Below are 14,894 nucleotides of genomic sequence, written 5' to 3' on the forward strand. Positions count from 1 at the left end.
CCCCGGAAGCCGCAGTTCCCCTCGTCCCCGCGCCGGTCACGCCGCCCGCACCGCACACCTGTCGGGCCTCCCTCCTGGCCTCGACGAGTGGGGGCCGCCGCATGACCGGAGCCGGGCCGGCAGCCACCCCACACATTCGCCGCACGGAGAAGGAGACCGAGATCAACAAGCAGCACACCACCCAGGCACCACAACCACAGCCCCCGGTCGAGCAGCCGAAACCGTGGAGCACACCGGGTTCGTGGACGATCACCACCACGACCGGGCTCGCCACGTCCGGCTATCTGCCCGAATGGGCAGAGGACGACCCCAGCGAGGCCGCCGTACCCCCGGACCTGCTGCCGGCCCGGCTGGCCGCCATCAACCACCGGAACCTCTTCGAAGGCGCGATGATGCCCCTCACCGCCACAGACCGCAGATCCGACGCCGAAGAAGACGCGGTCTTCGAGGGAAGCATCGACTGCAACCCGTACGACGCGGACACTCACCTGCGCGCGCCGGTGGTGAACATCCAGGTCTGCCTGGGCCGCTGGATTCTCGGCCTGAACCCCCGGGAACTCACCGACATCGCCTTGAAGTTACGCGCCCAAGCCGACCGGCTCCACGACGAAGTCCTGCCCGCCCTCATCGCCGCCCGCGACGACTGGGCCACCCACCAACCACACCGACCGCCCACGGCGGTCACGCCTCACCCGCGCATAGCTCCGCGACCGTAGGAGCACCAGGACGCCGGGCCGCACACGACCACAAGTACGCGATCGACGCCACCCTGGCCGCCGTAGCCCTGCGGCAGCCCGGCCGGTCACCATTTTCACCTCGGGCGAGGACGACGGAGATGGGTGCGGATCGCCCGGGACGAATACGCCTTGCCGGCCAGGACCACATCCGGTGCGACGCGCGATCGCGATCGGCCGGGCTCTCGCAACCGGAAAATGACCTGGGGTGTACGCCGGCGGGTCACCGCTGGCCACCACCGGCATATCCGTCGGCGTGACGGGGCCTTCTGGCTGCCGCCGCGTTTTCTCCGGTGCCAACCCAGGCAGCCACCCGAAAGAGGTGACCACCACCGCCGTGCATCCACCGGGACCCAACCAGTTCCAGCGCCTCCTCCCACCGGATCGATCAGCCCCCACCCGCCTTCTGGGGATGCGGGTCGTGGGCGCTGACCAGGGCCCCCTCCCGCGTAGCCGAGCCAGGCTCTCCCGGCGTCATCGCGGCGGTGGGGGTGGCTCCCATCGCCCGGATCTCAGCTCCTCCAGCAAGGCCCGGCTCACGCCGGTGAAGTGGTGGCCCACGCCCAGGTCGCGCTCGCGGCCGGCGACGACCTCGGTCATCAGCTCGACCCCCGCGTCCATGTGCCCAAGTGCCGCCTGCGTTTGGGCGTGTAGCTGGCAGGCAGCGAGGACGGCGGGGTAAGCGGGCCCCAGCACCCGTCGGTAGTCCTCGACCACCTGGCTGATCTCGTCATCGGCAGCCTGATAGTGGCCGAGTACGAACTGGGCGCGGGCGTGATTGTGCCGCGCGCTCAAGGTGACCGCGTGGTCTGGTCCCAAGTGCCGGGCGCAGGTCTGCGGCAGTGACAGGAGTGTCTCGTCCATCTCAGCTTCGATCGCGATCTCACTTGCTGTGAGCATCGCCAGCAGGCTGACGCGCGAACGCAGAGTTGCGGGGTGCCAGAGCCCCAGCGCCACCTGTCGGCCCGCTGCGACTGACCGGAGGAGTGTGACGGCCTCCGCACGTTTGCCGTGGTTGCCAAGAACGAGTTGTAGCCCTTGCCCTGTGTCCAGGGTGTCAGGGTCGTCATCGCCGAAAAGCCTCATCTGAGTGGACCGGACGCGGCGGAGCAACGGCTCCGCTTCCTCGTATCTCCCCAGCCGGAAGAGCGCACGTCCGGTCCTGCCGTAGGCGGCCAGTACGAGGCGGTGTTCATCGCCGAGCGTCCTTGCCGCGAGGGCGGCCGCCACACTGGCGGTCTCCCAGGCGGACAAGTAGTCCCCTGTGCGGTGCAGGGCCGTGGCCAGGCGTGTGCCGACGTCCAGTGCGTCTCCGACGCCGGATGGCTCGGCCGTCGTGCGCAACAGGGCAAGGACGTGCGGCGCGAGCAGCCGTAGCCGGGGGTCGTACGGTCCGGCGGCCGGCACCGCCGGCACGGCCGCATCCAGCAATCGGACCGCTGTCGCGTTGAGTACGGCAAGGTCCGCCGGAGGTGTCGCGGCGGCGACGGTGTCGAGGAGCACGCCGTGACTGTGTACGCACCTCAGCTCGCCGAGGTCGACCAGTTGCGTCAGCGAGTGGTCGAGCAGGGCCGCCAGGGCGGTCTCGGTTCGGGCCTGGGGGAGAACCGCGGCGATCTCCGGACGGTTCAGCACGGACAGCGGCAACGGCTCAGGCGCCAGTCGGGCAAGCAGCCTCAACAGCGACACCGCCTGGGGCAGTCCGCGCTCCTCGAACGAGTCGAGCGTCAACTGCCAGGTCCGGCCGACAAGATGCCGCGGGTCCTCCTCGGTCAAGACATCCGCTCCCTGGTCGATGAGCTCCACCGCTCGGTCTTCTTCGAGTCGACGTCCATAGAGGTCCATCGTCCAGGGATCGATGACCTGGTGGGCCAGGAAACCGCCCGCGAGAGTGAGCGCCAGGGGCAGCCGTCCCAACCGGTCCGCGACCTGCGCTGCCTGCTCCATGGTGCCGCTGTGCGGGGCGAGGTCGCACAGCACGCGAGCGGCGTCCTCGCGCGGAAGTACGCCGATGTGCTGCAACTCCGCGCCGGGCCACCAGCGGGCCGCCGCACGGCGGGTGGTGACCAGGACGGTGCCACGCGCGCTGCCGCGCAGCCAACTGCCGTCCCGGAGGATCGCCGGGTCGTCGGCATTGTCGAGCACCAGGAACCACGGCTCGGCCGAGCGGTCCAGGTAGTGCCACACGAGATCCGCCGCGGGACGGTGTCCCTGGTGGGCGGCTAGCAGTTCGCCGTCACGGGCACCTCGGTCGGCGGCGGCCGCGAGCATGCCGGCCCGCAGACCGGCTCGATCGGCGGCATTGACCCACAGGCCCACACGGAGGTATTCCACCGTGGCGATGTCGAAGAACGCCTGCGCGACGGCCGTCTTGCCGCAGCCACCCATACCGTGCAGCACGTACACCTCGGCGCCTCGCCCCGAGGTGAGACCGTCCCGTAAGCGGGCCAGGACCTCACTACGGTCGCGTAAGGCCAAGGGCGTGCGGCCGACCGCCGGGCGGCGGACGGAGTCGGGTCCTCCAACTGCGGCGGGGCCGCTGCCCGCGTAGTGGTGGTGCTCGGTGATGTGTTGGTCGCCCGTCGCCTGGTACACGCGGCCGTTGTCCTGGGCGCGGCCGTCCATGGCGCCGCTCATCGTTCGTTGATGTGCTGGTCTCGCCCGGCCTGGTAGACCCGGGCATCCCCGGAGGCGTTGGCACGCTGCGTGATTGCGGAGGGTGCCTCCGACTCGCGCGGAGCGATCTCGTCCAGTAGCCGGCGCAGCTCAGCGGCGGCCTCGGGATGCGCGACGAGCAATCGCCGGAGCCTGCCCTGCCATTCGGCGCGCACCTCGCTCAGCACCTCTTGGTCGTCAGCCACGACGGCTGTCGCTACCTCGGCCTGCACCGCGTCCAGTTCGGCGGTGACTGCTCCGGCACGGTGGGGTTGCGTGCGTCGCCACAACTGCACGAATCCTTCGCGGGCGGCCTGCCAGGCGTCAGTCGCCATCAAGGTGACCAGTGCGGCTCCGCCGCTCTGGGCGAGCGAAGTGATCTCCGGATCCATGGTTCTCCCCCCGAACCAGGCGACTCACCACCACATTATGTAGGGAGCACATGCGCGTCGACACCGCGATTCCGCGTCACCACCCCCGCTCACGGGATCCGGGCGGCGAAGGGCACGCCGACATCCGTACGGGCCGGAGGGGCCGACTCCGATCCGGACAGCGATGTGGAGGGGATGGCCTGTTCCTTTCGAAGCCCGTGCGAAATCCGATCTCCCCGGTCACGCACGGTGTTAGCGTTGCGGCGCTCGGTCCCCGAACAGCGGGAGGATGCTGTGGCAAGGTCATGGGAAGCCGATCCGGACACGACATTCTTGCGGCGCATCGGTAAATCGCCGCAAGAGCTGGGAGTTACCTCGGACACCCCCGACTGCCCCGACATGTGGGAGCTGGGAAACGGCGACGTCGCCGTCATCGGACGGGACTTGTCGAGCTCCCTCGGTGCGAAGCTGCCCGCCGGAGTGTCGATCGGTCCTGACGAGCGCCTCGTGGTGATCCCCAGGAGCATGCTCATCGCGGCGAAACCGGACATTCCCAGTGTTTGACTCATTCCCCCAGGGAGTCTCGACCCGCCTCGCCCGCCCGCGCTACCACGAGGAGTACTACCGGACCCTCAAGAGCGGAATCGGGCACCTCAACAAGCTGGAGCGCGGGCAGCATTTCAAGGAGCGCGGCTTCGCGAGCTGGGAGGCGTTCGCCTCCGGCCACTGGGACAAGGCGCTTTCGCTCATCGAGGAGAGACGCGACGCCTACGCCCAGCAGGTCGAGGAAGTGGACCGCCTCGGGGTGCTGCAGCGCCGCCTCCGGGTGGTGGAGTTTCCCGTGACCCCCTACGTGCAGTGGGAACTGCACGTACTTCGCCTGCGGGTCGAGGTGGGAGACCGGATCCGCCTGCTCGACGCACGGACGATCAGGGACATCGAGAAGCACCGCCCCGTCCCCGAGGTGGTGATCCTTGGCGACATCGCGATGTTCGAGGTTCAGTACGACGACGACGGAAACGCGGCGGGCGCCAACCACTACACGGACCCGGAGTTGATCGCGGAGACCTCGGCGGGCTTCGACGAGCTGTACGCACAGGGCGAGGAGTACGCCGCCTTCTTCGACCGGGAGATCGCCCCGCTCCCGCCGCCGGCCGCTACTCCCTGATCCCTTGATCTTGGCGATGACGGTGCCTGGCTGCCCAAGTCCCCTGCTGCGGCCTCCAGCTAACCCTTGACGCGCTGGATTATGACTGGCTATGCGGCTTCGCGCGCCTCAAGATCGCCGTCTGGAACCCCGGGCGTGCCTGGTTCACCGACGACGAGCTGACAGCGCTCGCGGACGTGCTGGGACACCCCGTACGTCAGGTGATGGCACACATCTGACATGCCGCACAGGCCAACCACACCGGCTGATCCCGACTTGCCCCAGCCCGACTTCCCACGTCGAAGCTCAGTCTGTGTCGAGCGCACGAATCCGCGTGAGGTCCGGGTCTCCCCTGCCGTAGATCCGTTCGGCAGCCGCGTAGTGCTCGTGCAGCAGTTGCCGGGCTTCGTCGTTCTGGCCCGCCGCGATCAGTCTCTCGGCGAGCAATACCCGAGCCTTTACGGCCAGCGGATGATCGTGTCCGAGGAGACGCTCGCGTCCGCTGACGGCCTTCCGCATCATCACAACGGCTTCGTCGTAAGTGCCGCGGAGCATCAGCGCCCAACTCAGCACGAGCGTCGCGGAGTAGACCAGCGGGTGATCGGCGCCGTGGAGGCGGACTCGGGCGTCCAGCGCGGTGCGGGCCGCGGCTTCCGCGTCTTCGGGACTTCCGGTGTGGAGGAGGCCGTAGGCGTAGTTGCTGTACGCGATGACCGTGACCGGATGGTCGGGACCCAGGTGGCGTTCGCATGCGTCGACGGTGGCCGGGCCCTCTCGGGTGAACTCCCCGGTGCGACCGGAGTCGACGAGGAATTCGAGGATGAGTGCCCGACTGCGCAGGGTCTCTTCGTGGTCCTCGCCGAGGACTCGCCGCTGTCCGTCGATCGCCCCGTTCAGCCAGGTGAGGCTGTCGTCGTGCCTGCCCAAGAGGTAGAGGGGCTGGCTGAGGACCGCCGCGGTTTGCAGGGTGTCTGGGTGGTCAGGTCCCAGGACGTGGGCTCGTTGGCTATGGACGTCGCGCAGAAGCTGTTCGGCTGCGGCGAGTTTGCCCAGGCGGCGCAGCAGGTCGCCCTGTTCGTGGCGTGCCGCGAGGGTGTCGGGGTGCTCTGGCCCCTGGGATCGCTCGGACGTGGCGGCGGCCAGCGCTACCAACGCCAGGGCTGCCTCGTAGTCGCCTGCCTCACGGATGCTCCGGACAACCCGTACGGCCAGCTCTACGACGGGTGCGGTCGTGTCCGGGTCAGCGCGGTGGACCAGGGCCGTGATGTGGGGCGCGATGAGGCGCAGCAGTTGCGTCGACACGGCGGCTGGTTCGGCTGATGCCGAGAGAACGACCCGAAGCAGGTCGACGGCTGCTCGCAGGTAGTGAGGACGCTGATCGAGGGGGATGCCAGCGTGAACACTGTCCAGGATCAGACCGTGGACTTGGACGCAGCGTATGGCCTTGTCGGTCGGTCCGCTCGACTCCTGCTGGAGCACGGCGAGGGAGTGGTCGAGCAGCGCGCGAAGAGCCGCCTCCACCTGATTTCCGTGCAGGGGCGGGTCGAGGGTATCCGGCACCGTGGCCGTGACAGCGGCGGGCGCGAGGACGTTCAGCGGCAGCGGTTCGGGGCTGAAACAGGACAACAGGCGCAGCAGGCTCGTGGCCTCGGGGACGCCCTGGGCGGTGAGGGCGTCCAAGGTGATCTGCCAGGTCCGGGAGACCAAGTGGCGCGCATCGCTCGTACGGGAATCGGCGCCCTGATCGATCAGACCGGGGACGTCGTCCTGCAGGTGTTCGTGGTAGTCGGACATCGTCCACGATTCCAGGAGTTGGCGGGACAGGTAGGTGCCGGCGAGGCTCAATGCCAACGGCAGGCACCCCAGGCGGCTTGCGACGGCTTCGGCCTGCCGGAGATCGCCGGCGTCCGGGGCCAGATCGCACAGCACCTGGGCGGCGTCCTCGATGGGGAGGACATCCAGCCGGTGCAGGGTGGCGCCGGGCCACAGCGGGGCCGCGGCCCGTCGAGTGGTGACAACGACGGTGCCCCTGGGGCTGGCACGCAGCCAAGCCCCCTCGTCAAGAAGCCGGGGGTCGTCGGCGTTGTCGATGACCAGCAGCCAGCGCTGCGCGGACTGGTTCAGGTAGTGCCAGACCAGATCGGCCGCGGCCCGCTGGCCGTTGTAGGCAGCGGTCAGTTCGCCCGGATCGGCGCCGCGGTCGGCCGCGACAGCGAGCATCGCGGCGCGCAGCGACATCCTTTCCGACGCGGTCACCCACAGTCCGACCATGCCGTCGCGTACGGCTTCGTGGAAGGCCCAGAACGCCAGGGACGTCTTGCCGGACCCGCCCATACCGTGGATGACGTGGATGCCACCGCCCCGGACCAAGTCGGCCGACAGGGCGGCCCGCACCTCACGGCGGTCACGCAGGATCCGAGGGGGTCGTTCGGCCAGCGCGGTTCGGACCGAATCGGGAGCCGGCCAGGGGAACGGGCGGGCGTGCCCCGGGCCTCCGCCGGCAGGCGCGGGAGGGTAGTGATGGTGGGTCTCGGTGATCACCTGATCGCCGGACGCCTGAAAGACACGGCCCTGCCCGAACGCCTGCCCCTGCGGCGGGAGATGGGGTGCCGGGGCGCGCGTGCCGGCGTCCTCCGTCACGTCTCGGTGATGTGCTGGTCGCGACCGGCCTGATAGACGCGGCCGTGCCCGGAGGCACTCGCCCTCATCCGGATCCGTGGTGCGGAGGCAGGTACGTCCGCAGCCTCCACCGAAGCGAGTTCGTCGAGGAGACGCAGCAGGTCTTCGGCGACCGACGGGTCGGCGACCATCAACCGGCGCAGCCTGCCTTGCCATTCGGTGTGCAACTCCTGCTCAGACTCGACGTCATTGGCAGAGCGGGCCGCCAACAGGTCGGCGCGGCTGGCATCGAGTTCGGCGCCGACCGATTCGGCTCGTTCCGGGGAGGCGCGGCGCCACAGAGCGACGACGCCCTCCCGCATACGCTGCCACGCGTCGGTGGCCATCAGCGTGACGAGCGTCGTGCTCGCCGAACCCGCAAGGGCCGCGATCTCCGGATCCATTCCTCCCCCTCCCCTCCCGCGACATACCAGGTGACCGACGCGACAAACAGCAGAAAGGTTACCCAACGACACGGGTCGGAACACGCCGTGATCTTTCTACGCCGCAGGTTGGCTCAGAACCGATGAAGTCTTCTTGCGCGTTCTCCGCCTGACCGGTTAAGTGGCCGGACCCATCACCATCCAGTACCTGCCCAGTACCACCGACTCCGGAGGAACCAGTGGCTCACGTGGACTTCAGCTCCGCCCGCTGGCGCAAGAGCAACGTGAGCGGGGAAACCGGATGCGTCGAGGTGGCCCTCAATCTGCCCATGGTCGGCGTCCGGGACACCAAGGAGAACGGCTCCGGCCCGATCCTCGCCTTCTCTCCCGTCGCGTGGACATCCTTCCTTCAGGGGCTGGCCAGCGGTGACTTCAGGCCAGATCGGATGCCCAGCTGAGCACTGACCAGGACGAGAAAGCTCCAGAAGCGGTGCAACGGCCCGCTACCGGGCGGGTCGCTCCGCTGCTGGCGGCCACCGGCATCTCCGTCACCGGCGACGGCGCCTTCCTCGCTGCCGCGCCGCTGCTCGCGGCCTCCCTCACCCGGGACCCGCTGGCGGTCTCCACCGTGACCGCGGCCTTCTACATCCCCTGGCTCCTGGTCGGACTGCCCGCCGGCGCGCTGGTCGACCGGTGGCCACGGCGACTCGTCATGATCACAGCCGACCTGATACGGGCGGGAATCCTGGCCGGCCTGGCCATCCTCGTGGCTACGGGCCATGCTGCTCTGGCTCCGCTGGTGGCAGCGATCCTGGTTGTCGGCATCGCCCAGTGCTTCTTCGACGCCGCCTCCCAGTCGGTCATCCCGGTCATCGTCGGACGGGACAAGGAGACGTTGACCAAGACGAACGGCCGCTACTGGGCCATCGATACCGTCGGCCGCTCGCTGGCCGGGCCGCCGATCGGTTCAGCGACGTTCGCTGCCAGCCGGATGCTGCCCTTCGCGGGCGACGCTGCCTCGTTCGTACTGTAGGCGGCCTGCATCAGCCGCCTCCCCGCGATGCCCCTCGCCGGGAGCAACCAGCCCCTCATCGCAGCCATCCGTGTCGGCCTCGCCCACCTGCGAGCGACACCGGAACTCCGCATGTTGGCGGCTGCGATGGCGACGTACAACTTCGCCTTCAACATCTCCATGGCCACCTTCGTCCTCTACGCGACGAGCACACTGCACGTCGCGGACGCCGGCTACGGGATTCTGCTGGCCGTCGCCGCCATCGGCGGCATCGTCACCGGCTGGCGCGCGGCACCCTTGACCCGCCGCCTCACCTACCGCCAGATGATGGCCATCGCGTGCGCCCTCCAGGCTCTGGCCTGGGCTGGCATCGCCGCAGTCCCCAACGTCTACGCCACCGGAGCCTTCCTCGCCCTGATCGGCGCCGCCTCCACCCTCACCAGCGTCGCCGCGAGCTCCGCCCGCCCCGCCCTGACCCCGGACCACCTCCTGGGCCGCGTCACCTCCGCCTTCCGCCTCTTCGGCGTAGGCGCCGCCGGCCTCGGAGCACTTACGGGGGGCCTGATCGCCAGCGAATTCACCCTGCACGTGCCGCTGTGGGCGGCTGCGGCGGTCTTGATCCTCTCCGCTGGCGCCCTACGGCCCTGGCCCACCACCGAACGGCCACAACACGGCTGATCCGGCCCGCTCCGATTCCGGGTGGGAACAACAGCTCCCGGTGGTTCCACCGTTTCCGGCCTCCAAGGCTGCGGACTCCGGTCTACGATGCTTGACGTGTTCCGATCTTGTGGGTGATCAACGCCCTTGGCAGCAGCTGGTGTTGGCCAAGGGGGGCCCGTCGTGACGCATGCTCGCAGTCTCCTTCTTGGGGACTTGACTCCGGGGATGACGGTCGGCGGGGTAGTACCTGGGGCTGATGTCACTGTGGTGGCGCTGCAGTTGCATGGGGATTCTGCGGCCCGCCTCACTTACCGTCGCTCGGATGGAGCAGTTGAGGAGACGATCCTCTACGGCGATCGGGACACCGAGCTGACCGTAGGTGCCGCGGCAGACAGCCGCGGTTTCGATGCCGATCCTGAGTTGTTCCGTCTCGCTGCGGAGGCGGTGCGGATCCGCATGGCCGCCCGCAGCGACGCGATGCTCGCAGTCTCGACGAGCCTGCTCGACCCCCTTCCCCACCAGATACAGGCCGTTTACAACGAACTGCTGCCCCGTACCCCGCTGCGTTTTCTGCTCGCCGATGACCCCGGCGCCGGAAAGACGATCATGGCGGGGCTCTACATCAAGGAACTGGCCCTGCGCGGCGACCTGGAACGCTGCCTGATCGTCGCCCCGGGCGGCCTGGTCGAGCAGTGGCAGGACGAACTACTGGAGAAGTTCGGCCTGGACTTCGCACTGCTCTCCAAGCAGTTGGTGGACGCCACCGTCGACGCAAACGTCTTCGACAAGCACCCCCGCCTCATCGCCCGCATGGATGCCCTTTCCCGGTCCGAGGAGCTGCAGCGTCGCCTGACCGAGTCCAGCTGGGACCTGGTGGTCGTGGACGAGGCGCACCGCATGAGCGCCCATTACTTCGGTGCCGAGCTGAAGACCACCAAGCGCTACGAGCTAGGCCGCCTCCTTGGCCGGGTCACCCGGAACGCCGCGTCGACCGACCGCCGCAGCTTCCTATCTGCCCTTCGCCGGGAGCTGCCGGATGCGCTCAAGCCACTCCGGCAGAGTTCCATACCCGCCGTGGACCTGGCCCAGGCTGCGATCGGCCCGGGCATGGCGATCTTCTCCCGCTACGCAAAGGTCACCGAATCGGATGGCACCCCTATGCGGGTACGGACCGCCCTCTCGATGATCAATGAGGTCCTCGGCGAAGTGCTCTCCGAACAGGAGGGCGATTTCGACACGGACACTCGCTGGTGTCTCAAGTGGTTCGAGCAGCGGCAGTGGGAACAAGGTCCCTTCGGTGAGGCGGAACTTCTCGCCAACGCGCTCAATACTTCTCTGTCCGGCTTGGAAGACGTCGGCGTGGTCAAGGCCCGTGCCAACCAGGCCGAGCTCCTCAAGCCCGAGGCGATGCCCGCCTCCTACGACCCCGAGACCGACCACCGCAGCTCCGTCTGGGAAGCGACTATGCATCTGTCGCGCGTGCTCGACGGCAAGGGCGCGGGCTCTGGCATTGATGCGGCGGGAGAACTGCTCGCTCGTGCCCGTACCAGGGTCGACGACGACGCGATGAAGGAGCTCACCTACCTGCTCTACAGCATCTGCGAGCGTAACGGCTGGTCGGAGAGCGGGCGGCGGTTCAACAACCTCGTCAGCTCTTGGCCCGACCTGCAGATCGCAGGGCGCGCGGCGGAGAAGCGAGGCGGCGCAGCTTCTCCGTCGCAGTTGTCTTTCCGCAGCAGCAATGACGACGAAGAGGACCAGTTGTTCTGACGACCGCCGCAAGGCGGGGGGAGGGGCATGTGCAGAACGACGACACCGCGCGCGGCGGAGCACCGGACGCGACGGACAGGACAGGCAGGACGGCAAGCACCATGGCATTGAGCAACCGCGACCGGATCGGCCGGATGATTGAGCTGCTCCCGGAAGGGCTGCTCCCGCTGGTGGAGCGGGAGATGACCCGGCGGCAGGGCGAGGGCTGGTTCGACGACGCCGTCGCATCGGCCCGGGAGGGAGGCTTCAGCCTGGCCTCCAAGCAGGATCCGCAGTTCCTCCTGCAGACCATGATGCGGAACTGGCCGTCCTACTTCCGCCATGTCCTGCCGCCGGCCGCCCGCAACTACGTCGGCGAGTTGAACGACACCCGCAACAAGTGGGCGCACAACGAGCCCTTCAACTCCGACGACAGCGGCCGCGCCCTGGACACCGCCGAGCGGCTGCTCACGGCGGTCGGCGCCCACAAGGACCTCATCGAGCAGGTGCGCCGCTCCCGCCTGGAGCACCAGCGTGCGGTGATCGAGGCGGAGACCAAGCGCGCCACCCGCGAGGCCGCCACTGCCCCGGCCGTGGCGGCGGAGGGCCTCAAGCCCTGGCGCTCCATCCTCACACCGCACGAGGACGTCGCCCGAGGGGACTTCAACGCCTCCGAGTTCGCCGCCAACCTCGCCCAGGTCGCCCAGGGCGAGGGCGCCCCGGAGTACACCGACCCGGTCGAGTTCTTCCAGCGCACCTACCTCACCGAGGGTCTACGCGAGCTTCTCGGCAAGTCGATCCGCCGGATATCCGGCGACGACAACGCCCCGCCGACGTTCAACCTGCAGACCAACTTCGGTGGCGGCAAGACCCACTCGATGCTCGCCCTGTACCACCTGTTCGCCCCGGGGGTGCAGCCGCAGCAGCTGCCGCAGGAGATGCACGAGCTGATCGCCGGGACTGCCTCGGGCCTGCCGAAGGAGCCGGTGCGCCGCGTGGTCCTGGTCGGCACCTACATCAGTCCCGGGCAGCCGGATGTCAAGGCCGACGGCACCCGGGTCAGCACTCTGTGGGGCGAGCTGGCCTGGCAGCTCGGCGGGCGTACCGGGTACGACATCGTGGCCGAGGCCGACCGCACCGGAACCAATCCGGGCGCCGCCCTCCACGACCTCATCGCCGCATATGCCCCGTGCCTGATCCTCATCGACGAGTGGGTCGCTTACGCTCGGCAGCTCTTCGACGCCGAGGGTCTGTCCGGGGGGTCGTTCGAGACCCACTTCACTTTTGCGCAGGCCCTCACCGAGGTCGTGGAGGCCGTCTCGGGGGCGCAGCTGGTCGTCTCCATCCCGGCTTCCGACGACGGCACCGTCGCCGCTGACGAGAACGAGGTGGGCGGCCCGGCCGGACAGCAGGCACTGGACCGGCTGCAGCGCGTCATCCACCGCAAGGCCGAGCCGTGGCGGCCCGCGAAGGCCGATGAGTCCTTCGAGATCGTGCGCCGCCGCCTGTTCGAGTCGCCGAGCGGCGGCGCGCAGGCCGAGATCAACAAGGTGGCTCGGCTGTTCACCCAGTTCTATGCCGGGCAGAAAGCGGACTTCCCCTCCGGTGTGGACGGCACCGAGTACGAAAACCGCCTGAAGTCCACCTACCCGATCCACCCCGAGCTGTTCGCCCGGTTGTATGAGGACTGGTCCACCCTCGAGCGTTTCCAGCGCACGCGCGGTGTGCTGCGGCTGATGAGCGCCGTCATCCACGCGCTGTGGCGGGATGGCAACCAGAGCGCAATGATCATGCCGGGCGACATCCCGCTCAACGACCAGCGCGTGGCCGGCGAACTGACTCACTACCTTGAGGACCGCTGGAAGCCCATCCTGGACACCGATGTGGACGGTGTGAACTCAACCCCGCTCCAGATCGACCAGGAGAAGACCTTCCTCGGGGAGCGCGCCATGACCCGGCGCATCGCCCGCACGCTGTTCATGGGCTCGGCCGCCACGCTGAAGGCCGCGACGAAGGGCCTGGACGAGCCGCACGTCCGCCTCGGGATGGCCATGCCAGGCGACAGCATGGGCAACTTCCGCACCGCCCTGAACACCCTGGCCGACCGCTCAACCTACCTCTACTCCGAGGGGGAGCGCTACTGGTACGACACCCAGGCCAGCGTCTCCCGGATCGCCAAGGACGAGGCGGACCGGCTGGTCGAGCGCCCAGAGGACGTCTGGGCCGAACTCGTCCGCCGGCTGGCGCCCGCCCAGCGCCGTTCCGGCGACTTCTCCGGGATCCACGTAGCCCCGCAGCACACCGCAGACATCCCCGACACCGACGAGGTGCGGCTCGTCCTGCTGCACCCGCAGCATCACCACACCAAGAACAGGGACGACAGCCCGGCGATGCTCTTCGCCGCCGAGGCGCTGAACTCCCGAGGGCCCTCCCAGCGTGCGCACCGGAACATGCTGGTCTTCCTCGCCCCCGACAAGAAGCGGCTCGATGACTTGATGGAGGCCGCACGCGAGTACATCGGCTGGCGCAGGGTCCTGGACCGTGCCGACGAACTCGACCTCAACCCCAGCCAGCGCCGCCAGGCCGAAAGCCGTATCAAGGGAGCGGACGAGAAGGTCCAGCTGCGCATCGCCGAGACCTACCACTGGGCGCTCGTACCCGAGCAGCGCGAGGACCCGGCGCGTCCCGTGCAGTGGGAGGCCATCAAAGTCGAGACCGGCAAGCCGGATCTGGCCGTGCGCAGCTCGGAGCGGCTCAAGCGCGAGGCCCTGCTGTGGCTACAGCAGGCGCCAGCACTGCTGCACCAGAAGCTGACCGGCCCGCTCGCCTCCATATGGCAGCGCGACGGGCACATCAGCGTAGGTCAGCTGTGGGAGCTGCACACCCGCTACCCGTACATGAACCGCCTACGGGACCGCGCGGTGCTCGAACAGGGCATCGAGGACGTGCTACACATGATCGGCTGGGAGACGGAAGGCTTCGCCCTGGCCACAGGCTACGACCAGACCGCCGCCCGGTACGAGGGACTGGTACTGCCCGGCGGGGACACCCGCTTCGGACAAATCACCAACTCCACTCTCCTGGTACGCCCTGAAGCCGCAATTCGGCAACGACAGACGGATGCAGCGATCGCAGCCGCAGCCGCGGTACCTGCACAGCGGGCCGGCCAGGACATCGAGACGACGCCCGCACACGCTATCGCAGCCGAGACCGCCTCAGGACTCGGCGTGATGCTCCCGGTCGAAGCCAGCCAGGAGCAGCCCAATCAGCTCAACATCCCGCGCAACACCCGCTTCTATGCCCGCGCGGTGCTCACCCCCGAGCAGTACAGCAAGAACGCCAGCAAGTACGCCATCGAGATCCTCCCGCACCTCGACCTCGTCGACTCCGAGGTCGAGATCACCGTAGAGATCCACGCAAAGCGGCCAGAAGGTTTCGGCGACGACAAGGTGCGCATCCTCACCGAGAACGCGAACACCTTGAAGCTGCAAGCCGAGTTCGAGTCGGAGTAGTTCCGATCAGCAT

Annotated in this window: 12 protein-coding genes; 8 read left to right on the forward strand and 4 right to left on the reverse strand. The window is 68.6% G+C overall.

Annotated elements, in window-relative coordinates; genetic code table 11:
* Positions 1-101: 101 nt before the first annotated feature.
* Complete coding sequence (locus OG519_RS14600; RefSeq protein ID WP_405583319.1) at positions 102-716, forward strand: DUF6907 domain-containing protein; 615 nt, start codon at positions 102-104, stop codon at positions 714-716.
* A gap of 492 nt (positions 717-1,208) precedes the next feature.
* Here OG519_RS14600 and OG519_RS14605 read toward each other — a convergent pair whose 3' ends face one another.
* Positions 1,209-3,371, reverse strand: a complete 2,163-nt coding sequence (locus OG519_RS14605; RefSeq protein WP_405583321.1) for a tetratricopeptide repeat protein — start codon at positions 3,369-3,371, stop codon at positions 1,209-1,211.
* Positions 3,368-3,781 carry a hypothetical protein gene (locus OG519_RS14610; protein ID WP_405583323.1) on the reverse strand — a complete coding sequence of 138 codons (414 nt, stop codon included), beginning with the start codon at positions 3,779-3,781 and terminating at the stop codon, positions 3,368-3,370. Before OG519_RS14610 ends, OG519_RS14605 begins: the two co-directional genes overlap by 4 nt.
* Positions 3,782-4,054: 273 nt before the next feature.
* On the opposite strand from OG519_RS14610, the gene OG519_RS14615 reads away from it, so the two are divergent.
* A complete protein-coding gene (locus OG519_RS14615) occupies positions 4,055-4,324 on the forward strand; it encodes a hypothetical protein (RefSeq protein WP_405583325.1) in 270 nt (89 codons plus the stop codon).
* Positions 4,317-4,928, forward strand: a complete 612-nt coding sequence (locus OG519_RS14620) for a DUF6879 family protein (RefSeq protein WP_405583327.1) — start codon at positions 4,317-4,319, stop codon at positions 4,926-4,928. The genes OG519_RS14615 and OG519_RS14620 overlap by 8 nt, the downstream gene beginning before the upstream one ends.
* 285 nt (positions 4,929-5,213) lie before the next feature.
* Here OG519_RS14620 and OG519_RS14625 read toward each other — a convergent pair whose 3' ends face one another.
* Together OG519_RS14625 and OG519_RS14630 are read right to left on the reverse strand one after the other, a co-directional pair.
* Positions 5,214-7,301 (reverse strand): tetratricopeptide repeat protein, encoded by a 2,088-nt coding sequence (locus tag OG519_RS14625; protein WP_405583329.1) that lies wholly within the window; start codon positions 7,299-7,301, stop codon positions 5,214-5,216.
* Positions 7,302-7,543: 242 nt separating this feature from the next.
* Entirely contained in the window at positions 7,544-7,969 is a 426-nt protein-coding gene (locus tag OG519_RS14630; RefSeq protein ID WP_405583330.1) for a hypothetical protein, read from the reverse strand.
* A gap of 227 nt (positions 7,970-8,196) precedes the next feature.
* Between OG519_RS14630 and OG519_RS14635 the strand changes: the two genes are divergently transcribed.
* The 5 genes from OG519_RS14635 (at position 8,197) to OG519_RS14655 (ending at position 14,881) form a co-directional block, all read left to right on the forward strand.
* Entirely contained in the window at positions 8,197-8,406 is a 210-nt protein-coding gene (locus OG519_RS14635; protein ID WP_405583332.1) for a DUF397 domain-containing protein, read from the forward strand.
* A 32-nt stretch (positions 8,407-8,438) separates the two neighbouring features.
* On the forward strand, positions 8,439-8,981 hold the full coding sequence (locus tag OG519_RS14640) for an MFS transporter (protein WP_405583334.1): 543 nt from the start codon (positions 8,439-8,441) through the stop codon (positions 8,979-8,981).
* 27 nt (positions 8,982-9,008) lie between these two features.
* Positions 9,009-9,638 (forward strand): MFS transporter, encoded by a 630-nt coding sequence (locus OG519_RS14645; protein WP_405583336.1) that lies wholly within the window; start codon positions 9,009-9,011, stop codon positions 9,636-9,638.
* A 249-nt stretch (positions 9,639-9,887) separates the two neighbouring features.
* On the forward strand, positions 9,888-11,390 hold the full coding sequence (locus OG519_RS14650; protein WP_405583338.1) for a DEAD/DEAH box helicase family protein: 1,503 nt from the start codon (positions 9,888-9,890) through the stop codon (positions 11,388-11,390).
* A 101-nt stretch (positions 11,391-11,491) separates the two neighbouring features.
* A complete protein-coding gene (locus OG519_RS14655; protein WP_405583340.1) occupies positions 11,492-14,881 on the forward strand; it encodes a DUF499 domain-containing protein in 3,390 nt (1,129 codons plus the stop codon).
* Positions 14,882-14,894 lie beyond the last annotated feature (13 nt).

The organism is Streptomyces sp. NBC_01190, assembly GCF_045039895.1.
GTDB lineage: Bacteria > Actinomycetota > Actinomycetes > Streptomycetales > Streptomycetaceae > Actinacidiphila.

Excerpts from the sequence above, each read along its gene's own strand:
- OG519_RS14610 (WP_405583323.1), bottom strand. The coding sequence starts at position 3,781 with ATGGATCCGGAGATCACTTCGCTCGCCCAGAGCGGCGGAGCCGCACTG.
- OG519_RS14630 (WP_405583330.1), bottom strand. The coding sequence starts at position 7,969 with ATGGATCCGGAGATCGCGGCCCTTGCGGGTTCGGCGAGCACGACGCTC.
- OG519_RS14645 (WP_405583336.1), top strand. The coding sequence starts at position 9,009 with ATGCCCCTCGCCGGGAGCAACCAGCCCCTCATCGCAGCCATCCGTGTC.
- OG519_RS14600 (WP_405583319.1), top strand. The coding sequence starts at position 102 with ATGACCGGAGCCGGGCCGGCAGCCACCCCACACATTCGCCGCACGGAG.
- OG519_RS14605 (WP_405583321.1), bottom strand. The coding sequence starts at position 3,371 with ATGAGCGGCGCCATGGACGGCCGCGCCCAGGACAACGGCCGCGTGTAC.
- OG519_RS14655 (WP_405583340.1), top strand. The coding sequence starts at position 11,492 with ATGGCATTGAGCAACCGCGACCGGATCGGCCGGATGATTGAGCTGCTC.